22 protein-coding genes are annotated in these 21369 nt (G+C 64.8%); 10 read left to right on the top strand and 12 right to left on the bottom strand.

Annotated features, from left to right (window positions below; all coding sequences use genetic code 11):
- The first annotated feature begins 30 nt into the window (after positions 1-30).
- Both BFN03_RS08160 and BFN03_RS08155 read left to right on the top strand, forming a co-directional pair.
- Complete coding sequence (locus BFN03_RS08160; RefSeq protein ID WP_070378597.1) at positions 31-984, top strand: YVTN family beta-propeller repeat protein; 954 nt, start codon at positions 31-33, stop codon at positions 982-984.
- A gap of 257 nt (positions 985-1241) precedes the next feature.
- A complete protein-coding gene (locus tag BFN03_RS08155; protein WP_070378596.1) occupies positions 1242-2285 on the top strand; it encodes an alpha/beta hydrolase in 1044 nt (347 codons plus the stop codon).
- 41 nt (positions 2286-2326) lie between these two features.
- Here the strand turns inward: BFN03_RS08155 and BFN03_RS08150 are convergent, their stop codons facing one another.
- Positions 2327-3154, bottom strand: a complete 828-nt coding sequence (locus tag BFN03_RS08150) for an SAM-dependent methyltransferase (protein WP_070378595.1) — start codon at positions 3152-3154, stop codon at positions 2327-2329.
- A 172-nt stretch (positions 3155-3326) separates the two neighbouring features.
- Between BFN03_RS08150 and BFN03_RS08145 the strand changes: the two genes are divergently transcribed.
- Both BFN03_RS08145 and BFN03_RS08140 read left to right on the top strand, forming a co-directional pair.
- Entirely contained in the window at positions 3327-3722 is a 396-nt protein-coding gene (locus BFN03_RS08145) for a PPOX class F420-dependent oxidoreductase (RefSeq protein WP_070380728.1), read from the top strand.
- Between the two features lie 252 nt (positions 3723-3974).
- Positions 3975-4634, top strand: coding sequence for a recombinase family protein (locus tag BFN03_RS08140; protein WP_084385547.1), 660 nt, complete (start codon positions 3975-3977; stop codon positions 4632-4634).
- Positions 4635-5051: 417 nt separating this feature from the next.
- Here BFN03_RS08140 and BFN03_RS08135 read toward each other — a convergent pair whose 3' ends face one another.
- The 7 genes from BFN03_RS08135 to BFN03_RS08105 all read right to left on the bottom strand — a co-directional run bounded on the left by BFN03_RS08135 (position 5052) and on the right by BFN03_RS08105 (position 12688).
- Entirely contained in the window at positions 5052-6365 is a 1314-nt protein-coding gene (locus BFN03_RS08135) for a hemolysin family protein (protein WP_070380727.1), read from the bottom strand.
- 406 nt (positions 6366-6771) lie between these two features.
- A complete protein-coding gene (locus BFN03_RS08130; protein ID WP_070378594.1) occupies positions 6772-7086 on the bottom strand; it encodes a DUF6191 domain-containing protein in 315 nt (104 codons plus the stop codon).
- A 352-nt stretch (positions 7087-7438) separates the two neighbouring features.
- A complete protein-coding gene (locus BFN03_RS08125; protein WP_070378593.1) occupies positions 7439-8317 on the bottom strand; it encodes an alpha/beta fold hydrolase in 879 nt (292 codons plus the stop codon).
- Positions 8295-8960 carry a TetR/AcrR family transcriptional regulator gene (locus BFN03_RS08120; protein ID WP_070378592.1) on the bottom strand — a complete coding sequence of 222 codons (666 nt, stop codon included), beginning with the start codon at positions 8958-8960 and terminating at the stop codon, positions 8295-8297. Before BFN03_RS08120 ends, BFN03_RS08125 begins: the two co-directional genes overlap by 23 nt.
- Before the next feature lie 59 nt (positions 8961-9019).
- Complete coding sequence (locus tag BFN03_RS08115; RefSeq protein ID WP_070378591.1) at positions 9020-10381, bottom strand: metallopeptidase TldD-related protein; 1362 nt, start codon at positions 10379-10381, stop codon at positions 9020-9022.
- Positions 10378-11898: a TldD/PmbA family protein gene (locus BFN03_RS08110; protein WP_070378590.1), complete on the bottom strand. Its 1521-nt coding sequence runs from the start codon at positions 11896-11898 to the stop codon at positions 10378-10380. The genes BFN03_RS08115 and BFN03_RS08110 overlap by 4 nt, the downstream gene beginning before the upstream one ends.
- Before the next feature lie 22 nt (positions 11899-11920).
- Entirely contained in the window at positions 11921-12688 is a 768-nt protein-coding gene (locus tag BFN03_RS08105; RefSeq protein WP_070378589.1) for a TSUP family transporter, read from the bottom strand.
- 47 nt (positions 12689-12735) lie between these two features.
- On the opposite strand from BFN03_RS08105, the gene BFN03_RS08100 reads away from it, so the two are divergent.
- The gene (locus BFN03_RS08100; protein ID WP_070378588.1) at positions 12736-13905 is read left to right on the top strand and encodes a sensor histidine kinase; all 1170 of its coding nucleotides are present in this window, start codon (positions 12736-12738) and stop codon (positions 13903-13905) included.
- Between the two features lie 10 nt (positions 13906-13915).
- Here the strand turns inward: BFN03_RS08100 and BFN03_RS08095 are convergent, their stop codons facing one another.
- The 3 genes from BFN03_RS08095 to BFN03_RS08085 all read right to left on the bottom strand — a co-directional run bounded on the left by BFN03_RS08095 (position 13916) and on the right by BFN03_RS08085 (position 15207).
- Positions 13916-14338 (bottom strand): hypothetical protein, encoded by a 423-nt coding sequence (locus tag BFN03_RS08095; protein ID WP_070378587.1) that lies wholly within the window; start codon positions 14336-14338, stop codon positions 13916-13918.
- Between the two features lie 112 nt (positions 14339-14450).
- The gene (locus BFN03_RS08090) at positions 14451-14735 is read right to left on the bottom strand and encodes a YciI family protein (RefSeq protein WP_070380726.1); all 285 of its coding nucleotides are present in this window, start codon (positions 14733-14735) and stop codon (positions 14451-14453) included.
- 43 nt (positions 14736-14778) lie between these two features.
- Positions 14779-15207: a CBS domain-containing protein gene (locus BFN03_RS08085; RefSeq protein WP_070380725.1), complete on the bottom strand. Its 429-nt coding sequence runs from the start codon at positions 15205-15207 to the stop codon at positions 14779-14781.
- A 146-nt stretch (positions 15208-15353) separates the two neighbouring features.
- Between BFN03_RS08085 and BFN03_RS08080 the strand changes: the two genes are divergently transcribed.
- The 4 genes from BFN03_RS08080 to lnt are packed head-to-tail and all read left to right on the top strand — an operon-like array spanning position 15354 to position 19891.
- A complete protein-coding gene (locus BFN03_RS08080; RefSeq protein ID WP_070380724.1) occupies positions 15354-16049 on the top strand; it encodes a response regulator in 696 nt (231 codons plus the stop codon).
- Positions 16050-16107: 58 nt separating this feature from the next.
- Positions 16108-16659, top strand: a complete 552-nt coding sequence (locus tag BFN03_RS08075; protein WP_070378586.1) for an FxsA family protein — start codon at positions 16108-16110, stop codon at positions 16657-16659.
- A 12-nt stretch (positions 16660-16671) separates the two neighbouring features.
- Positions 16672-18273 carry an amidohydrolase gene (locus tag BFN03_RS08070; RefSeq protein WP_070378585.1) on the top strand — a complete coding sequence of 534 codons (1602 nt, stop codon included), beginning with the start codon at positions 16672-16674 and terminating at the stop codon, positions 18271-18273.
- Positions 18257-19891 carry an apolipoprotein N-acyltransferase gene (gene lnt, locus BFN03_RS08065; RefSeq protein ID WP_442971870.1) on the top strand — a complete coding sequence of 545 codons (1635 nt, stop codon included), beginning with the start codon at positions 18257-18259 and terminating at the stop codon, positions 19889-19891. The genes BFN03_RS08070 and lnt overlap by 17 nt, the downstream gene beginning before the upstream one ends.
- A 568-nt stretch (positions 19892-20459) precedes the next feature.
- On the opposite strand, the gene BFN03_RS08060 is transcribed toward lnt, so the two are convergent.
- On the bottom strand, positions 20460-20798 hold the full coding sequence (locus BFN03_RS08060) for an RNA polymerase-binding protein RbpA (RefSeq protein WP_070380723.1): 339 nt from the start codon (positions 20796-20798) through the stop codon (positions 20460-20462).
- A 172-nt stretch (positions 20799-20970) separates the two neighbouring features.
- On the opposite strand from BFN03_RS08060, the gene BFN03_RS08055 reads away from it, so the two are divergent.
- On the top strand, positions 20971-21303 hold the full coding sequence (locus BFN03_RS08055; RefSeq protein WP_070378583.1) for a hypothetical protein: 333 nt from the start codon (positions 20971-20973) through the stop codon (positions 21301-21303).
- Positions 21304-21369 lie beyond the last annotated feature (66 nt).

Genomic DNA, 21369 nt, shown 5'->3' with positions numbered 1-21369 from the left:
GTAATGCTCAGGACAGCATGTGTTTCAGCGATGGCGCTGGGTGTTGCGGGACTCGGGACGGGGGCCGCGGCGGCGGAATCCGTCATCGGCACGGTCTCGGTGGGGGCTGCCCCGTTCGGGGCTGCGGTAACTCCGGACGGGTCCCGCGTCTACGTCACCAACATCGTCGACGATTCCGTGTCGGTGATCGAGACCGGTGGCAACTCGGTGGTCGCCACCATCGGGGCCGGGGACGCCCCGACTGGTGTGGCGGTGAGCCCGAACGGGTCTCTCGTCTACGTCGCGAACCAGTTGGAGGACACGGTCTCGGTGATCGACACCGGCACCAACAGGGAGGTCGACGCTTTCTCTGTCGGGGACGCCCCGACTGGTGTTGCGGTAAGCCCGGACGGATCTCGCGTCTACGTCGCCAACAACAATGACGGCACGGTGTCGGTGGTCGAGACCGTCCGCAACTCGGTGGTCAATACCGTTGAAGTCGGGAACGGCCCGCAGGATGTGGCGGTGAGCCCGGACGGATCCCGCGTGTACGTCACCAATACCCTGGTCCATTCGGTATCGGTGATCGAGACCGGCGGCAATTCGGTGGTCAACACCATCGACGTAGGGAACGGCCCCCGCGGGGTGGCGGTGACCTCGGACGGATCGCGCATCTACGTGGCCAACAGTGGTGACGACACCGTGTCAGTGATCGAGACCGCCACGGACACGGTGGCGCAGGTGATTCAGGTTGGCGACTTTCCGTTCGGGGTAGCAGTCACAGCAGACGGGTCCCGGGCCTACGTCGCGAACAGCGATGACGACACCGTGTCGGTGATCGACGTCCCGACGAATACGGTCGAGTCGATTCGAGTTGGGGCCGTCCCGTACGGCGTGGCGGTGAACCCGGACGGATCTCCCGCCTATGTCATCAACCATACGAGTTCCACGGTGTCGGTGATCGGCCCCGAGACGTGCACCGGATCGTTGTGCGGCGGCTCCTGATCGCTGGCGGGCGGTAGTTCGAAGGGCAGCGGCCCGGGAGCGAGTAGCAGGTTCAGCTGACACCCGCATTGACACGCCAGTGCCGCTGCTGCCCCGATTGCGAGGGTGGCAGCGGCACTCAGCTTTCCCAGAAGCAGTGGTCTCCGCAGTTCACGGGGCAAACCGAGATGGAGTCAGTCCCGTTCATCCGCCAGCCGAGGTGTTTTCCGGTTAACGTGATAGGGAATGTTCTTGGTATCACCGTACGAGGAGCGTGTATGTCTGCAAACGGATACCGTCGGGCGCTCTTGGTCGTAGCTGTCGTTGCCTCGTCGAGCCTGTTCGGTGGTGTCGCCGGGGCGTCTGCAGACGGGTGGCGGGCCCTTCCGGTCAACAACCCGACATCAACGGATGGGTCTTACCTCGATCACATCGAACAGGTCAACGACCGGCAGCTGAACATGTATGTCTACTCGGCGGCGATGGGGAGGGTGATCGAACTCGAGGTCATTCGCCCCGCAGACACCAGCGTGCCCCGACCGACGCTGTACCTGCTCAACGGTGCCGGTGGTGGCGAGGACGAGGCGACCTGGCAGGCCAAGACGGACGTGGTCGGTTTCTTCGCCGATAAGAACATCAATGTCATCACCCCGATCGGTGGTGCGTACAGCTACTACACCGACTGGCTTCAGCCCGATCCGGTCCTCGGTGTCAACAAGTGGACTACCTTCCTCACACAGGAACTTCCCCCGATCGTCGACGCCGCCCTCGGTACGAACGGGGAGAATGCCATCGCGGGACTGTCGATGTCGGGCACCTCGGTCCTGGGTCTGGCCGAGGCCGCTCCCACGCTGTATCGCGCGGTCGGTGCCTTCAGCGGGTGCGCTGAAACCAGCACTATTCCCGGCCAGAATTACGTCGAGTTCGTCGTCAGCGCCCGCGGCGGTGACCCCGTGAACATGTGGGGGCCGCCCGGCGGCCCTGACTGGGTGATCAACGACCCCGTCGTCAACGCCGAGAAGCTGCGCGGCATCAACTTGTTCATCACCAGTGGCACCGGGCTTCCCGGCCCCCATGAGACGCTCGAAGATCCGGGTGTCAACGGGGATTTCGGGGCTCTGGCCAACCAGGTGGTCGCCGGGGGAATCATCGAGGCGGGTGTCAATCAGTGCACCCACCAACTGGCCAACAGGCTGAATTCTCTAGGAATCCCGGCCACATACGATTTCCGGCCGACCGGAACCCACTCGTGGGGTTACTGGCAGGACGATCTGCATGCCTTCTGGCCCATGCTCACCGAGTCTCTCTCGGGAATCTCGTAGACGTCCAGCGGCTGCTGCGAAGCCGATGCCGCCTTGCTTAGTCATCTGGTGGCGGTGAGGAACCCCCACGCGATGTCGGTGCGTGGATCGCGGCCGTACGAGCGGGTGAGTTCTTCCTGGTCTGTGAGAGTGACAGCCCATCCTTGCTGCTCGAGAAGTTGCGGGGCATCCTCGCCGAGCCCACCCTTCCACAGACTGGCGAACTCGGTGGCCTGCGGCATGCTGAGGGCCCAATCAGGAAACGTGGGTAAGGTTTTCGGCGACCGCTCGAAAGACAGTCGGCTACCGCTGGCAGACAGGTCGCCGATGGCCGCAAACAGGCGCGCCGCGTCCTCGGCGGAGAGGTAGACCATCAGACCTTCGGCCAGCCAAGCCGTAGGAACGGTCCGGTCGAACCCGGCTGCGAGAAGTGGCTCCACCCACCCTTCGCTCAGGTCGGCCTCAACGATCGTTCTCTCGCAACGGGGAGCAGCGCCGGCAGCGTCCAGGACGTCGCGCTTGAAGCCCAGCACGTCCGCCCGGTCGACCTCGAATAGTCGCACGCCGTCGGGCCAATCCAGGCGGAACGCCCTGGTGTCCAGGCCGGCGGCGAGCAACGCCACCTGTCGGCATCCGTGTGTACACGAGTCGAGGAGATACGTGTCGAAGAATCGCGTCCGGGTGACGATGTGCGTAGAGAGGTCGTGCCGCAATCGATTTGCCCCCTCCGAATCTGTCGGCAGCTCAGGGGCTGACTCGGGAGCGGCTTCGACAAACGCTGAGGCGTAGGGGTCGTCGAAGAGCCGGTCTGCCCGCGTGCTCTCCTCGGCTCGCGCCCTCGCGACGGAAAGGGCAGTCTTTCCCACGGGAGTCAGTCGATCGCGTGACATGCAGGCCCCCTCGGATTTCGACGGCAATGTTCGATTCCGTTGCCAACCAGCGTGCCTTCTGGTTCGGTCCATTGCAACACCTTCGAACCGGACCGCGACCTCGGGGCGTGCCCGCACCCGGAGTCACGCGGGCCGCATGACCCCCGACGAATCCACCTGGGCACCCGATAGCATGAATCCGGTGAACACAGAATTCGACCGGGTGATGTCCGCAAAATATGTCTTGCTCACCACGTTCCGCAAAGACGGTAGCCCAGTGGGTACCCCGTTGTGGGCAGCCGCCGACGGTGACCGCCTGCTGCTGTGGACGGTGACCGACTCATACAAGGTGAAACGAATCCGGCGCAACTCGGAGGTGACCGTCGCGGTGTGTGATGCCCGGGGCAAGCGCGAGGGTTCCGAGGTTCCGGCCCGAGCCGTGATTCTCGACGCCGAGGAGACCGACCATGTGCGCGACGTGATCGCGCGCAAGTACGGCATCATCGGCTGGCTCACGATGAAGGGCAGCCTGCTTCGCCGTGGGAAGGCCGGCACGATCGGATTGGCCGTCACCCCGGAAGACCGGTAGCCCGTGTGCCGCGACCAGCGTGTTTTCGGCGGGACAGAAACCACCGATTAAGTCTGGGTCCGGCACGCGATCTTTTCCACGGAATCGACCGAAGAGACTGCGAGACAAAACCCTTGGACAAAACCAGGTGGGACAGAATGCTGTTGTCGATGGGTTTTGTCCCGTACGTTCGCTGTAGCGGATTTTCTCGGCTGACCCTGCACCCGTAGGCCCCCTGAATGCTCGGAAACGGCAGAAGTGACGACACGAAACATGGACAGAACGGACATATTTCACCCGCGAGGCGACGGCGGCGGCAGCAAACTTGGGTACTGCCGGGTGTCGACCGGTATGCAGAACACCGATCTACAACTCGACGCCCTCCGTGCCGCGGGGTGCTGGCGGATCTGGACCGACCAGGCGTCCGGTGCAAGGCAGGATCGTCCCGAGCTGCAGAAACTGTTCGAGCACTTGCGCCCCGGCGACACCCTCGTCGTGTGGCGGCTCGACAGGCTCGGGCGTTCCTTGCTGCACTTGATCAAATTGGTGGGAGAACTCGAGGCCAGGGGAGTGCAGCTCGAGTCGATCAACGACAAGATCGAAACCTCCACTCCTGGCGGCAAGTTGATCTTCCACATCTTCGCCGCGATCGCTGAGTTCGAACGCAACCTCATTCGTGAGCGCACTGCGGCGGGGCTGATCGCGGCGCGCGAGCGCGGGCGGGTCGGGGGGCGTCCCCGCGCAGTCGACGACACGAAGGGCAGCTACATCCGCTACCTGTACGGACAGGGGATGTCGAAGAAACGCATTGCCGAGGAGATCGGGGTCTCCACCAAGACCATCACCCGCTACTTCAAGTCGCTCGAGGAGAACGATTTCGACGACGATGACGACATCGAGTTGGGTGGGGGACCAGCGGGAATCGGTGCGTGATCGGATCGCCCAACGCTCGGGCGGTGTTTGAAGCAGCGGCTTCACAGCAGTTCCGGAACGAGTATTCCCGGGACCAACTCTGCGCAGCCCTACCACGACTGGCGACGGATTCCGCCCGCGCCACCACTGGGTGCCTTTCAATTCCGATGGGGTGATCAGCGACGGTCAGAGAGATAGCTAAACAATTGCTAACTGCAAAATACTGCTGGACCATAACTATTCATGGAAATTGTTCGGACTATCGATAGATTGATATTGCGAAGCGGGTGTGAGTTTAGTTTCGGGGCATTTAGACGCGCTCGGTTGGCCGCAGTGGCGAAATCCGTCGGCGCATGCATGGTGGATTTATCGAAGTGGGGGACTGCGCCTGCGAGATGCGCACGTCGGCGCCTCTCGAAACGATCCGGCGAACGGCAACTACCTCGTTCGGCGATCCTGGGATCGTTCCCCGGGGCCGCGCTTCGACAGGTGCAACGCCGCAATACGGCGTCCGTCCATCTCGCTGACGATGAGTCGGTGACCGTCGACTTCGACGGTGTCCCCGAGTCGTGGAATGCGTTGCAGGCGATGTAGCACATATCCGGCGATGGTCTCGTACGGACCGACGGGAACCGCTGTCCCGGTAGTCTTTTCGAAGTCCTCTACGAGAAGCATCCCGTCGATCTCCCACTCCTGCCCGTCTTCGTCCACGGCATCGGATTCGACCAGCGGGGCGAACTCGTCGCCGATCTCGCCGACAACCTCCTCGACGATGTCCTCGAGGGTCGCGATGCCCGCGGTGCCCCCGTACTCGTCGACGACGAGGAGAATCTGTGCGCTCTCCCGGCGCATCAAGGCCAGTGCTGGGAGTGCTGGTTTGGATCCGGGCAGCGCGAGAATCGGCCGGCACAGATCCCCGACGGTTGCGTCTTGGACCGGATCTGCGAGTTGGATATCACGGACGTGGACGAAGCCGACGATGTCGTCGAGAGTGGTGCCGACGACCGGGTAACGGCTGTGTCCCATCGCCAGGGCCTCGTGCCGTGCCTTGTGGACTGGGGTTTCCGCGGCGAGGAAGTCCACCTCGGTTCGAGGCTGCATCACCTCGTTCAGGGTTCGTTGGCCGACGTCGAACACTTCGGCGAGGACGCGACGCTCCTCGTCCTCGATCCCACGCTGACCGAGGACCAGTTCGCGCAACTCGGCGGGCGTCATCTCCTCCCTCTTATGGGACGGGTCCTCGCCGAGAAGGCGAACAAGTGCGTTGGTCGAGACCGACAGCAGCCAGATCACCGGCCGAACGAGGGTCGCAAAGCGGTCCAGTGGCGGTGCCGTCACCAACGCCACCCCGGTGGCGTTCTGCAGGGCAATGCGCTTGGGAACGAGCTCACCGAGGACCAACGACAAGTATGCGATCACGAGGGTGGTAGCGATCAGAGCGACTGTGTCCGCAGCCCTGACCGATATCCCCCAACCCCTCAACGTCGGGGCGATGCTCGGGGCGAGCGCCGCGGCGCCGTATGCCGCGGAGAAGAAGCCGGCGACGGTGACGCCGATCTGCACCGAGGAAAGGAAGCGGTTCGGATTCCGAGCCAGACCGGCCGCTCGCGCACCCCGGCGACTGCGATGCGCGAGGGCGTGAATCTGGCCTTCCCGCAGAGACACGAGGGCGATTTCGGTCGCGGCGAACACCCCGCCGACCAGGATGAACACGACGACCAGAACGAAGTCGAGGAGCGTACCGCCAGTCACGGCGGGCACCGCCGATTCGTACATCGGTGGCGGTTCATGTCCCTTTCACCTCGCCGAACGCAGCTGCGTCCACATCTCAAGACTATCGCGCACCGGGGGCGGCCGGTTCCCCATCCGCGAAAGAGATTCGGGCTTGCGGCAGTACGGTGAGCACCCAGAAGGTGGCGCCCAGCACGATGTCCGGCAGATGAACCACTCCACCTCCACTAGAGCTCGCCGCAACCAAGCGCCCGGAGGGCGGCCGACCCGATCATGCGGGAAGACGTGAAATCGCCGTCACACGCTCCCCGCTCGTTCCTATGGTCACATTCAGAAGCGGTTGCGGTAGAACGCATCTGATGGATTGAAGCTACGACCAGAAGTGCGTCCTGGCGGGCAGCGATGCCGCCACGCGCGGCACTCGGGCTCAGTCAACCGATCGGAGAGGATCGCCAGGGCTGTCCGTGCGATCGCGCATTGCGAGGAAGACAGTCCCGGATTCGAGGTCGAGTTCCTCTCCTGTGGCCGAATCTACTCGGGTCAGTCTCTTGCTTTCCCGTTCTTGCACAACGTTATGCGTCGAAGGTGAGAACAGGGTGTCCATGTACTCTAGCGCCCCCGACGGGCCGCCCGTCCCCTTCTTCTTCCGCCAGTAGATCCACCCGCGGCGTTCCGCCCACAGCCCGAGCTGGTCGAGTGCAAGGGCGCCGGCAACTGCAACCACGAGAACCGTGACACCCACCTGTGGGCCCCCTATCTTGCCGGACTACGTCGCGCTCACTCTATCCCGATGACGTCAAGGTGCGTTGATCCGGCAACCGCTTTTCGGAAAGGTGAAATTTTTGCGACAAAAAGAGTTTTCTCACTTTGTCTCGGCTCTACCGGATTTCCAGATTTCCGAAGAGTTAGCTGTCCGATCTCCATATTGCGCGAGTCGGCAATGGAATTTGGGCCGGGTCGAAACCGGTCAGTGTTGCGGGGAGTAACAACCAACATCGTGACCCGAAATCATTGATTGCTGTTCGATTGCCTGGTTTCCAAACCGCAGCAAATTCCCACGCCGCGAATAACCAGGCGCGGCGGTGGTGTGAGTGTCAGTGGGTGGTGGTGCTGTGCCAGTCGCGAAGTATGGCGGCGACCAGCTCCGGGTCGTCGCACATGGGGAAGTGGAATCCGCCGGGCACGATCTCTTGCCGTGCCCTGGGGAACCGCTGCCGCCATTGCGGTTGGAGGTGGAGCGGGTCGTTGTGTTCGCCGAACACGGTCAACAGGGAGCGACCGGCGAGGGGGCCCGTCAGAGCGGCGTCGATATTCCGGTAGATGAGGTCGGCCCCTCGTGCGTCGGCGAAGTACTGATGCCACGACTTGCGGGCGCTGCGGTCGATTCCGGCTCGGAACACAGTTCGATCCTCCTTCGTCCAGTGCCGCCCCACACCGAACCTGCCCGAGGTGGCCCAGGGGAGCCACCCGAATACCGCGTCACTGCCTCGGACCGGAGCGCTGCCCATCACGGCGAGCATCCCGCGGAACGCGGCACCGGTGGGTCGCCAGCCGAAACAATTCACTGCCGCAATCGCGCCGACCCTGTCCGGCTGCACTGCTGCGGCGGCCAGAGCGGCCGGCCCGCCCAGGTCGTGAGCTACGAGGGTGACATCGGTCAGGTCCAGGTGCTCGAGCAGCGTGTGTACGGCGTCCGCGGAGGCCTGCAAACTCACGCGCTCGCCGTGCACGCGATCACTGAGTCCGCAGCCGGGAGCGTCGATGGTGATGCAGCGAAACCCCGGGGTCAGAGCTCGCAGAAGGTCTCGCCACACGAAACTCCAGCTACCGGTGTGGACGAAGACCATGACGGGTCCGCGCCCCGTGTCGGTGATCGCCACGTGCCCGTCTGCGACGGGCAATGCCCGAGTACGCCAAGGCCATGCCCTCTCGCTCAGCCAGTGCGGTCGGTCAACGAGTGTCAGGGAATCCATCGGGTTCTCCTCGTGCCGGTGGCGCGGCGAGCCCGGGTTCGAGGAAGGCGATCAATCGCGCCAGTTGAATGTCGATGTCCGGGGACTCCATTGGATGGTGCCCGTCGGAAGGGGATGTGGCGGTGGCGAACAGGCCGGTGATGATCGAAACCACGAATCCGAGCCGGATTCTCAGTTCCGCGGCCGGCACTGTCGGAAGCGCCTGCTGCAGAAGCGGTACCAGGCGTTCGGCGACGGGCGCGAACTGGGCGTGCATGAACCCCGACACCGCCTCGCTGGGTTGCGTGTAGGCGCGACCGATGAATCGTGCGATCCGAGGGTTCTTCGCGCGCAGTTCGGCGAGCACTTCGAGGTCGGGTCGCACGAACGCCGTCAGTAGTACCCGCACCGGAACATGGTCGCCGAATGTGGCGACTGCGGCGTCGAACATCGCCATGCGTCGCGCGTTGATCGGTTCGATGTAACCCTCGAGCACGAGGCGCAGCAACTCGTCACGACTGCCGAAGTGGTAGTTGACAGCCGCGACGTTGGTGCCCGCTTCGCGGGTGATAGCCCGCAGCGAGGTTGCGTCCTCGCCGCCCTGTGCGAACAGGCGCTGCGCGGCGGCCAGCAGTCGTTCGCGCGTGGATTCAGCCACCGTCATTCAAACAGTGTATCAAACGGCGTTTAAATTCCGCGGTCAGTGGCTTGGAGGCGACCTCTTCAGAACGCCTTGCTGACCGACGACATATGGAAATCCGGAACACGCAGCGCTGGCATGGCGGTCCGCGTGAACCAGTCCTTCCACTCGCGGGGCAGGGTCCGTTCGGTGGCGCCGGCCTCGGTGACTCGGCGCAGCAGATCGAGTGGGCTCTCGTTGAACCGGAAGTTGTTCACCGCACCGGTGACCTTCCCGTTCTCGATGAGATAGACGCCATCGCGGGTCAGACCCGTCAGCAGCAGCGTTGCGGGGTCGACCTCGCGGATGTACCAGAGGGTGGTGAGGAGCAGGCCGCGTTCGGTCTCGGACACCATCTCGTCGAGCGACAATGATCCCTGCCCGTCGAGGATCAAGTTGTCACCCGGAACGGTGGCCTCGGTGCCGAACTCCTTCGCCGCGGCCCGTGGGTAGGCGAGTGCGTCGATGGTGCCGCCGAGCACCCAGTCGACCCGGCCGGCGTCCATTCCGTTGTCGAAGACGGAGACGGACTCCGACGACGACGCGGCTGTGACGAACGAAGCGTATTCCAATCCGGGCTCGACCGGGTTGGAATACAGGGTGAGGGGGAGCGTGCTCAACCGTTCCCCGATTCGGGTGCCCCCAGGCGCCGACAATGCCGAATGCCCCTCCTGCGCGGCTCGGCCCTCCATCGCCCACATCAGGCAGATCATGAGGTCTGCGACAGCGGAGGGCGGAAGGACCGTCTCGTAGCGGCCTGCCGGCAACTCGACTCGGTTGCTCGCCCAATCGAGGCGGGTTTCCAGATCCCGCAGCAGTTTCGAGGTGGCGACATCGGTGAAATCCTTGGTGCTGGTACCGACCCACGCGCTGGCGTCGCCGCGCTTGCCGTTGATCTCGACCGACCCGATGGGCTGGACCACCCTGCGTCGGATCCCGGTAGAGGTACCGAGCCAGGTGGTGTGTAGCTGGTGATGGGCGAATCCGTAGAGTCGAACGTTGCCGTCGAAACCCTTGCTCAGATCTTGGCCGAGTTGCTCGAATACGCCGATCTCGGTGCGTTCGGCGCGGTCGTCCCAGTGCTCGTCGGTCTCGGTGCCAGTGAGCAGGGGCATCGCATCGGACGCGCGACCGGCGCCGCGGGCGGCGCGTTCGGCGGAGCGCACCACTGCATCGACGTCGGCGGCATCGACGCTGGCCGAGGTGACCACGCCCACCTGTGCGCTCTCGCCGCTCCTGACGATCGAGATGACCGTCCAACTACGGGAGGTGGAGACGCCATTGGTGGTCATCGAGCTACCCGCCCATCGCAGGGACGCCTCACTGGCGTCGGTGACGATGACGATGGTCTCATCGACGGTGGCCCGAGCAAGGACCTGCTCGACGAGCTGCTGCGGTTCGATCATCGGCCGGCCTCCGTCCGGGTGTTCAATACGTTGATGCCACGGAAGAGTGCGGATGGGCAGCCGTGACTGACCGCCGCCACCTGACCGGGTTGCGCCTTGCCGCAGTTGAACGCCCCGCCGAGTTGCCATGTCGACGGACCTCCGACCGCGTCCATCGATCCCCAGAAATCGGTGGTCGTCGCCTGGTATGCGACGTCGCGGAGTTGCCCGTCGAGCCTTCCGCCGCGGATGCGGTAGAAGCGTTGGCCGGTGAACTGGAAGTTGTACCGCTGCATATCGATCGACCAGGATTTGTCACCGACCACGTAGATGCCGTCCTCGACCCCGGAGATGAGGTCATCGGTACTGCGATCGGTCACGGGATCGGGTTGCAGCGATACGTTCGCCATCCGCTGGATGGGAACGTGATGCGGCGAGTCGGCGTACGAGCAGCCGTTGGATCGACTCAGACCGAGCCGCGGCGCGAACGCTCGGTCGAGTTGGTACCCGACCAGGACCCCGTCGGCCACCAGATCCCAGGACTGGGCCTGCACGCCGTCGTCGTCGTAGCCGGTGGTCGCGAGGCCGTGCTGCACGGTCCGGTCCGCGGTCACATGCATGATCGGTGTCCCATAGCGCAGGGTGCCCAGCTTGTCGGGAGTGGCGAACGAGGTCCCCGCGTAGGCGGCCTCGTAGCCGATGGCGCGGTCGTACTCGGTGGCGTGCCCGATGGACTCGTGGATGGTCAACCACAGGTTGGTGGGGTCGATCACCAGGTCGGTGGGTCCGGCCACCACAGTGGGGGCTTTTACCTTCTCCGCCAACAGGTCCGGGATCTGCGCGAGTTCGGCCGACCAGTTCCAGACATCGTCGGGGGCGAGGTACTCCCATCCGCGCCCGACCGGTGGAGCGAGGGTGCGCATCGTGTCGAATACACCGGCCGACTGGTCCACGGTGGTGGCCTCGAGTTGCGGATGTAGCCGTACCCGCTGCTGCACGATGGACGAGCCGGCGAGGTCGGCATAGAAGGTCTGCTCCTTGACCTGCAGGCAATCGGCAGTGACATGATCCACGCCGTCGGACGCGAGCAGTGTGCGGGAGTAGTCGCCGAGTAGGGAGATCTTGTCCGCTGTCGGCACTTCGAACGGATCGACCTCGTAGTCCGATACCCAGTGGACGTTGGTGTAGACGGGTTCGGCGGCGAGCTCGACGTGCTCTCGGTTGAGTCCGCGCAGTGCACGTGCCACGGCCACCGCCTCCTCGGTGGTTGCGACGGCGGTTTCGGGTGTCAACTCGGCATGGGAGGCGAATCCCCAGGTGCCATCGACGAGGACACGAACTGCGAATCCTAGTTCGCTCGAGTCCACCACCGACTGCACCTCGCCCTCGCGCAGTCGTAGTGACTGACTGGTCAGCCGATGCACTCGCAAGTCGGCGTGAGAGGCGCCGGCCGACCGCGCCGCGGGCAACGCCGCATCTGCCAGTGAACGTAGGGGGAGGGCAAGGAACTCCGGATCAACCTGTCGAGAAGCTGTCACCGGAACTACGGTAGTCCGCGGATCAGCCGAACTGCTGCCAGCCCAATCGGATCACCATGACGATCACCACGATCAGCAACGTGATGCGGACGAACCCGGCGCCCTTGGTCAAGGCCATCCGCGAACCGGTGACGGCTCCGATCACGTTGCACACCGCCATGCTCAGACCGAGTGCCCACAACACGTGTCCCGTGGCCGCAAAGAGCACCAGCGCACCGAAGTTCGACCCGAGGTTGATCACTTTCGCCATCGCGGCGCTGCGCACGAACTCCGTACCCAGGAACGTTGCGAAGCTGATGATGAGGAACGTCCCGGTTCCCGGACCGAACAGGCCGTCGTAGAACCCGAAGGCTCCCGCCGCGAGCAGCACAACCGCGACAATCTTCCGCCGCGTGGGAGGGTCCTTCGCCAAGGTGACGCCAAGCTGGGGACGGATCGTGACGAACACCGCAACGCCGACGAGCACCACCATGATGATCGGAATGAACAGGTCCTTGTTGATCCGCGACACTGTCGCCGCACCGAGCGCGGAGGTCGCCGCCGCCAGCAGGAATGCGGGACCGAGCAGTCGCCAGTTCATCGGAATTCGGCGTGCGAAAGTGAATACGGCCGCCGATGTTCCGGTGAAGGCGGTGAGCTTGTTTGTGGCCAGGGCCGCTTGCGGCGTCAACTGGGGGAGGGCGAGGAACAACGCGGGCAAGAGGATCAGCCCGCCGCCACCGACCACCGCGTCGACCCATCCCGCAGCCGCCGCAGCCGTGAGCAGTAGCGTCCAGTCACCCGCATTCATGGTGGACGACTTAATCACACTCATCGGGAGATCCCTAGGCTGCGTCCATGCGGAGATTCAGCCTGTGGTTGCGAGGCAAACCGACTGTCGCGGACTCGATGCTGGCGGCGGTCCTCGTCATGTTGGAGGTGCTGGTCTTCGCGTCATCGGAGGGCACGCCCCCGAGGGTGCAGCTGATCATGGGTTTGCTGTTGTGCCTGCCGGTCGTATGGCGGCGCACCTATCCACGCACGGTGGCCGTAGTCATCCTGGTCGCGTCGATCACGAGCACCACCATCAGCTATGCGATCGGCCTCGACGACCTGGATCCCGAGCACCCCGGATTCTTCGCACTCGCCGTGGCGCTCTACACCCTCGTCGCGTACGTCGGCCGGCGGGCCGCGGCTTTGTACGTGGTGGGTCTCGTCGTCGATTCGGTGCTGGCGATCTGGTTGCTCCGGCAAGGGGTCGCCGCAAACGCTGTGTTCGCGTTGTTGGTCTTCGCACTCTCCTGGGTCACCGCGGAGTTCCTCGGTGCGCGGCGAGCTTACGACGAGGAAGTGGCCGCCCGGCTCGCGGTCGCCGAGTACGACCGGGATCGGCGCGCCGCCGAAGCCGTCGCCGCTGAGCGGACCCGAATCGCGCGAGAGTTGCACGACGTGGTTGCGCACGCGGTGAGCGTGATGATCGTGCAGGCCGACGGCGCCTCCTACGCGGTCAAGACGAAACCTGACGTCGCAATGAAGGCGCTGGCCAACATTGGGTCTACCGGCCGGGAAGCCCTCGCCGAGCTGCGGCGGACCGTGTCGCTGCTCCGCACGGAGCCAGCCACCGACGATATGCCCCAGCACGGAACCGCAGGCCTCGCTCGCGTGGCCGACATGATGCGCAGGGCCGGTCTGCCGGTCGAGATGGAGTTGACCGGGGAGTTGGACGACATCAGCCCAGCGATCAGTCTCGGCGTACACCGACTGGTTCAGGAATCGCTGACGAATGTGCTGCGGCACGCCGGTGAACGCCCTCGCGCCAAGGTGCGCGTGCTACGGCGCGACGCCGACGTTCTGGTCGAGGTCACCGACAACGGCAATGCATCGGGCCAGTTTCCACACGGTTCTGGCAACGGGCTGCTGGGGATGCGCGAGCGGGTCGCCGTCCTGCACGGCACGCTCGAGGCGGGTCGGCAGACTGACGGGAGTTGGCGGGTGGGCGCAGAGTTGCCGCTCGAACCGCGTGAATGAGAGTCGGTGCCTACTCGGTCTCCGGTGGAGCCGTCTCGCCCTTCTGTTCGAGCTGGTTCAACTGGTCGAGGACGCTGACGGTGACGCCGTAGGGGAGGAACCGCACCGACTTGCGCGGGTCGGTGTTGTGTTTGTGTGCGCGGAGCGCATCGAGTTCGGTGGCATACACCTGCTCGACGCGCGCGACCCCTTCTGCGTCGATGGCATAGATGGCCCAAACACCGTCACCTGCTTCGCCGGTCGTTTCCGGCTTGGAAGCCGGGCGAGGCGTTCCGGCGAAGTCCGCGAAGATCCCGGTCCAGGGAATCTGCGAGTCCGCCTGGTCGAGGAACTTGAGGATGCGGTCTTTGACGCCCTGCAACTCCTCGCCCGCCTCCCGGATCACGCGGTCGAGATCGTCGGGATCGAACCCGAACGGATTGCTGTCGGCCATCACTGTCTCCTCACTTCGGCGGGGTTGCCGTAGTCGCGGGTGGGACACCCAGTTGTTTCTGGTGGGACACCCAGTCTGTCGTCGTGACCTGCCCCGGGCATCCGCGAAGGTATCAGCTGCTCAACTCGTCCACGGAGGGCGTCCATTCGCTGATGTGCACTTTCTCCACCAGACCGGCGCGGGCAAACGGTTCATGCTTGAACAGCCGTGCGACGGAGTCGGCGTCGTCGGCATCGACGATGATCACCAGGCCGCCACCGTCGTGCAGGGGCTGCATCGACCGCACCATATGGCGACGGGTGAGCTCGGTGAGCCAGGCGCGGTGATCGGTCCGGTGATCGTCACGACCCGACGACGTTGCCGGGTTGTAGGTGTATTCCACGGCGAACAGAGACATGTCCTTCATCTCGCCTTCTGCGATGTTCGGTGTTGCTGCGCGATCAGCCCTGGTCGATATACGACTCGAGTTGGTCGCGTTCGGTCTGCAGTTCGTCTATCCGGCTCTTCACCACGTCACCGATGCTGACGATGCCCACCAGTTGTCCGTCTACGATTACCGGCAGGTGTCGGATTCGGCGCTCGGTCATAGTTTCGGCGAGACTGTCGACGGTGTCGGACGGAATACAGGCAAAGATTGCGGTGGTCATGATGTCCGCGACCCGTGCACTCAGGACATCGGGGCCGCGATCATGGATTCGGCGGACCACGTCGCGTTCTGTGACGATCCCGGCGACGACACCTTCTTCCATCACCACCAGCGCACCGACGTTATGTCGGGCCAACTCGCCGATCACCTCGCTGACCGACATCCCGGGATCGACGGTCGCCACCGCCGGGCCCTTGTTCCGCAACACATCCGCGATCCGCATCTCCGATACCCCGATCCGAGCGCTCGTTAGATAACCGGACACCTTGATCATAGGCGGATTCCGTGCCCACGACGGCGATTCTCAGCCCACCGCCCAGCGGCATCTCGGTCGGCGACCAACACGAGCGCGATGCTAGGTTTGCGCCCGTGCCTATCACCGTGCTACTCGTCGATGACCAGGAACTGATGCGGATGGGCCTCACCATGGTGCTCGACGCTCACGACGACATCACGGTCGTCGGTGAGGCCGGCGATGGAGCGGCCGCGGTCGTCGCGGCGCGCAAGCTTCAACCGGACGTGGTGCTGATGGACGTCCGGATGCCAGTGGTGGACGGGGTGAGCGCGACCGCCCAGATCGTCGAATCGGGCGCCGCGAGTCGAGTGTTGGTGATGACGACGTTCGACCTGGACGAGCACGCCATGGGCGCGTTGCGGGCCGGGGCCAGCGGGTTCCTGCTCAAGGACACACCGTCGGAGGATCTGGTGTCGGCCATTCGCAGTGTCGCGGCGGGAGACGCGGTGGTGTCACCCAGGGTGACCAGGCGGCTGCTGGCCTGTTTTCTCAGTGAGGATTCCGCCCCACGCCGCGACCCCGAGATTCTCGACGTGCTGACCGGGCGGGAACGGGAAGTGCTGCAAGTGGTTGCGACCGGGCTGTCGAACGCGGAAATTGCCGAACGACTGTTCCTGTCCGAGTCGACGATCAAGTCCCATGTCGGACGGATTCTCACCAAACTGAATCTTCGGGACCGGGTGCAGGCGGTTGTACTGGCTTACGAGACTGGACTGGTGCGACCTGGGGTTCGCCACGGTCGGGAGAAAATCGGTTCAGCCGGACGTTGAACAATCAGGTCGTGGACCGCGTGGGCCCCGCTGAATCTGCAAACCGAAAGGGGACGTCATGTACGCCGCACTGTTCCTGATGTACGTCGTGGTGGAGGTCGCCGCGCTCGTTCTCGTCGGGCAGGTGATCGGCGTGTTGTGGACGGTGCTGCTCCTGCTCGGAGGAACACTCATCGGCCTGCTATTGATGCGCTCCCAGTGGCGCCGGGTGATCGAGGGCTTGCGCCTCGCGGCGCGCGGGAACGGTTCTCCCGGTGCCGCGGTCGCCGACGGTGCGCTCGTCGCACTCGGGTCGGTACTCATGTTCGTTCCAGGCCTGGTCACCTCCGCACTCGGGATACTTCTCCTCATCCCGCCCACCAGGTGGCTTCTTCGACCTGCCGTCGTCCTGCTCGCAGGCAGCCGCGCCACGACCGTCGCTGCAGGGGCGGGGGCTTTCACTCGGGCAGGTCGCCGCGAGTCCGGGGAGGTGGTCGATGGTGAAGTCGTCGACGAGGTCTTCGAGGGCGAGGTGTTCGAAGGCAGGGTTATCGAAGGCGAGGTCATCGAGGGCGAAGTGCGTGAGAAAGAGCCTCGTACCCCTACCCGTGAACCCGACGGTCCGACCTGACAGGCAGACTTCTTGCCCGTGAGTACACAACTGCTGGTCGGCGCTCGAATATATAGTTCCGTTGCACCCGATGCCACGTCGATGGCGGTGACCGACGGTGTCGTGTCCTGGGTGGGAGATGATCGAGCGGCCCGCGCCCTCCACCCCGGCGCGGAGGTGGTCGACCTCGATGGGGCCTTCGTCGCACCGGCTTTCGTCGACACACACGTGCATGTCACCGCCTTGGGCCTGAACATCGTGGGGCTCGACCTGGTCGATGCGGGCTCGCTCCGCGAGTGCCTCGACAGGCTGTCGTCGTTCGCCCACACTCACCCCGACGCCGTCATCTGGGGGCACGGCTGGGACGAGTCGAATTGGGCGGACGGTGGGCCACCGACCACGGCGCAATTGGACGAGGCCGCGCCCGGGCGCGCCGTGTATCTCTCGCGGATCGACAGCCACTCGGCGGTGTGCTCGACCGCCTTACGGCGGTTGGTTCCTTCTCTGGCAGCCGCCGTCGGGTATTCACCGGACAGTCCACTGGTCTCCGAGGCACATCACGCCGCACGCGCAGTCGCGCGCTCCCTGCTGACTGCAGACCAACGATCCGCCGCACGCAGCGCGGCGCTCGACGCCATCGCCGCACGCGGAGTCGTCGGCGTGCACGAGTGCGGTGGCCCTGACATCTCCGGGCTCGACGACTTTCGTGAACTCCTGTCCACCGCGCACGGGGTCGAGATCCGCGGTTATTGGGGTGAGGCCGTCGCCGACGCCGGCGAGGCTCGTGAGTTGCTGCAATCCACGGGTGCCCACGCCCTCGGCGGCGATCTGTTCATCGACGGATCCATCGGCTCACACACCGCCTGGTTGGGTGAGCCGTACGCGGATCTCGGTGACTGCACCGGGAACGGCTACCTCGGAGTCGAAGAGATCGCGAATCATGTCCGCGCCTGCACGGTCGCTGGGATTCAGGCCGGGTTTCACGCGATCGGGGACGCCGCCGTCGCCGCAGCGATCGATGCCTTCGCCCTCGTCGCGGACGAATTGGGCGGTCCTGCGGTCGCGGCACTCGGACACCGACTCGAGCATGCCGAGATGATCTCCGGCGAGGACACGGCACGGATGGCGGCATGGGGTGTGATCGCCAGCGTCCAACCCGCCTTCGACGCCCTGTGGGGCGGGACCAGCGGCCTGTACGCGCGGCGCCTCGGAACCGAGCGCGCGCTTACTCTCAATCCGTTCGCGAAGGCTGCGTCCGCGGGTGTGTCACTGGCCTTTGGTTCCGACGCGCCCGTGACGGAGGTCGAACCCTGGGCGATGCTGCGAGCCGCCGTCCACCATCGTGCTCCGGGCAGCGGTATCTCGCCCCGGGCCGCGTTCGCCGCCGCCACTCGAGGTGCGTGGCGCGCCGGGGGAGTCCGGGACGGTCTCGCCGGAACACTGAATCCGGGTGCGCCGGCGTCGTATGCGGTGTGGAACGTCGACGAACTCGTCGTCGACGCCCCCAAGGATTCGGTGCAGCGATGGTCCACCGATCCGCGATCGCGGGTCCCCGCACTGCCTCGGCTCGACGATGACGCGCCGACACCGGTACTACTGCGTTCGGTCCACAGGGGGAATGTCGTTTATGGGTAATCGGACCGCGCGGAGCTGGGGCACGGGCGCCCAGGGCGTGTACCTGCGCTGTTTGCTGTCGGTGTTCGCCGGATTCTTGGTGTTCGCCGGTTTCCCGCCACGGCCGCTGTGGTTTCTCGCGCCGATCGGCATCGCGCTGCTGACCTTGGTCCTCACCGGCGGAGGCGGCAACCCGCCACGCCTGCGCGCCGGGTTCGGGTACGGCTATCTCGCCGGTCTCGGATTCCTCCTGCCGCTACTGCCGTGGATCGGGGTGTACGTCGGACCCCTGCCCTGGCTGGCGCTCGCCGCCGTCGAGTCACTGTTCATCGGGATGTTCGGACTGTTGGCCGTGCTCGTCTCCCGGCTGCGCTGGGCGCCCCTGTGGATCGCGGCGTGCTGGTCGCTCACCGAGTGGCTCCGTTCGAGTGTCCCGTTCGGCGGCTTTCCGTGGGGCAGGTTGGCGTTCGGGCAGTCGGAGGGGTGGCTGTTGCCGTTGGCGAGTGTCGGCGGCTCCCCGCTGCTCAGCTTCGCGGTCGCTTTGACCGGCGCGGGGCTGGCGTCCGTGGCGGTGACTGTGCGCGCTCGGGCGAGGGGCGCGACAGACCTCGAGCGCCCCCTTGCGGGCGGTTTGGTCGCCGCCCTGGCTGCGACGATCGTGTCGGCAGCGCTCTGGCCGACGCTGCCGAACATGGATTCGGGATACCGAACGATCACCGTGGCCGCGATTCAGGGCAGCGTTCCCAGGCTGGGGCTCGATTTCAACGCCCAACGCAAACAGGTCCTCGACAATCACGTGAACCGGACCATCGAGCTTGCCGAGGACGTCGCGTCGGGCGCAGCGCCGCAACCCGACGTCGTCGTCTGGCCCGAGAACGCGTCCGACATCGATCCACTGCGCAATGCCGACGCGGCCGCCGACATCACGCGCGCGTCCGAGGCGATCGGCGCACCCATCCTGGTGGGGGCGGTCCTGGTCAATTCCGACGGCACCACCACCAACTCGGTGATTGTGTGGGACGGCGACTCGGGGCCGCAGGAGCGGCACGACAAGAAGATCATCCAACCGTTCGGCGAATACCTGCCCTACCGTGAGTTCTTCCGGCACTTCTCCTCCTACGCCGATCGAGCAGGCCATTTCGTTCCGGGTTACGGCGACGGGGTCGTCCACGCGGACGGCATCGCTGTGGGAGTCGCGACGTGCTACGAGGTGGCCTTCGACAGGGCCTTCGAGCAGTCGATCCGCAGTGGGGCCGAATTCTTGGCCGTCCCGACCAACAACGCCACGTTCGGCGACACCGAGATGACCTATCAGCAGCTCGCGATGTCGAAGGTACGGGCCGTAGAGCACGGTCGGGCGGTCGTCGTGGCGGCGACGAGCGGTGTGAGCGCAATCATCGCCCCAGACGGTTCGACGGTCGCGCAGTCCCCGCTGTTCGCTCCGGCGGCGCTGGTGTCGCAGGTGCCCTTGCGGACCGACCTCACATTGGCGAGTCGGCTGGGCCCTGCACCTGAGGTGATTCTGTGCCTCGGTGCGGTCGGGGCCAGCGCTCTTGCCCTGCTACAACTCCGTCGCGATCGTCGTGTACGAGTAGCCGGCGCAGCGGCCGGGAGCCCCCCTGACTCATCCGACGCCTGAATTTCTCTTCGGTCGGTCCGGACTCACTGCGCGACGAGTTCACCGCAGACACTGTGAGGGAATACGCACGATAGGTGAGAGGTTGCACCGATCACGAGTGCCTGTCCCGGTATTGCCACGGCTGACGTTTCACCCTCAGGTGTGATGTTTCGTATTCCAGGTTTCCAGTTTCATACCCCAGGTATGAAACTGGCCTGCAGAGGAGACCGAGCCCCTTGACTCCGCCATACCGGCTAGTAAATTGGGAACGGTCATGTGACCTGGCCTCTTAGCCGAGATTCACGCATGAGGCGCAGGTCATGCGTGGTTTCTTCGACTGCGTGTTCGGGGCGTGACACTCAAACGTTTGTATGCTCGAAATGCAGCGCGCCCACGTTCAACAGATCGGAGTACTCGAATGAGTCCTGTCGAGACAGTGGCCACCCCAATCACGAGTGGGGCCACACCGGTGTCGAACTGGGCGGCCTCGCCTTCCCGGAAGTCGGATTACTCGGGTCGGCCCACCCAGATGCACCGAACGCCGCCCCGGCAGAGCCGAGACGGCGTTCGCGTAGTCGAACTGTCCGGGTCACGCTCCCCGGCGTTTCGCTTTGAGCAGATCGAGGCGCTCCTTGAGCAGGTCTTCCAACTCTTCCTTGGAACGACGCTCGAGCAGCATGTCCCAGTGGGTGCGCGGCGGCTTCACCTTCTTGGCCTCGGGCGCGGTGCCCTCGATCAGGGTTCCCTCGAGCCCGTTCCGGCACAGCCAGGTACCAGGAATCTCGGCGTCGTCGGCGAAGGGAATATCGAAGACCTCACCGTTGTCACACCGGTATTTGGCCATTCGGCGGGGTGCGAGGTCGTGGTCACGATCGGTTTCGTAACTCACCGCTCCGAGGCGGCTCCCTCGAAGTACGCGATCTGCCATGGTTGTGTCCTCTCCTCGTTCGTCTCCCGGCGAGCACGCCTGGACGAGAACCAAGCGTTCACACTCATCTACAACGTCACGGGCTCCCGATTGGTTCCCGCACGCCACGCAGATGCAACCCCGCAATCTTACCGGGCGTTTGTGACGGCGCCTCACAGTAAGGTGGGTGACTATGAACAGCGCTTCCCGCAGAACCGATTCCTGCGTGTGGTGTGGACGTCAGGTGGCAGAGTCCGGGGTCGGGCGGCGTCGCCGGTACTGCCGCCAGTCCTGCAGGCAGCGCGCCTACGAGCAGCGCAACCAGGTCAAGGGCACGAGCATTCCACCCGATGCGGTAGTACTCACCCCCGAGGCGGCGTCCGCCATCGTCGATCGGGTCTTCCAGGTCCGATGCGCAGCCGAGGACGTGGCGACAGCTGTTGCCGAAGGCGCGGCGGCCGAAGAGGTGAAGTCTCTGTGCGCCGATCTTGTGAAAATCGCACGTGAGGCCGAATGTTTTCGCTGAACCACGGTCACGCGCGCGATGCTCGCGCGGCGCACCTGGTTCGCCCCGTTCTAATGTGGCGGAAGT

It is taken from the genome of Rhodococcus sp. WMMA185, assembly GCF_001767395.1.
Taxonomy (GTDB): domain Bacteria; phylum Actinomycetota; class Actinomycetes; order Mycobacteriales; family Mycobacteriaceae; genus Rhodococcus_F.
Note: the sequence above shows the minus strand (reverse complement) of the source record. Positions and strands in the feature narration are given on the sequence as shown.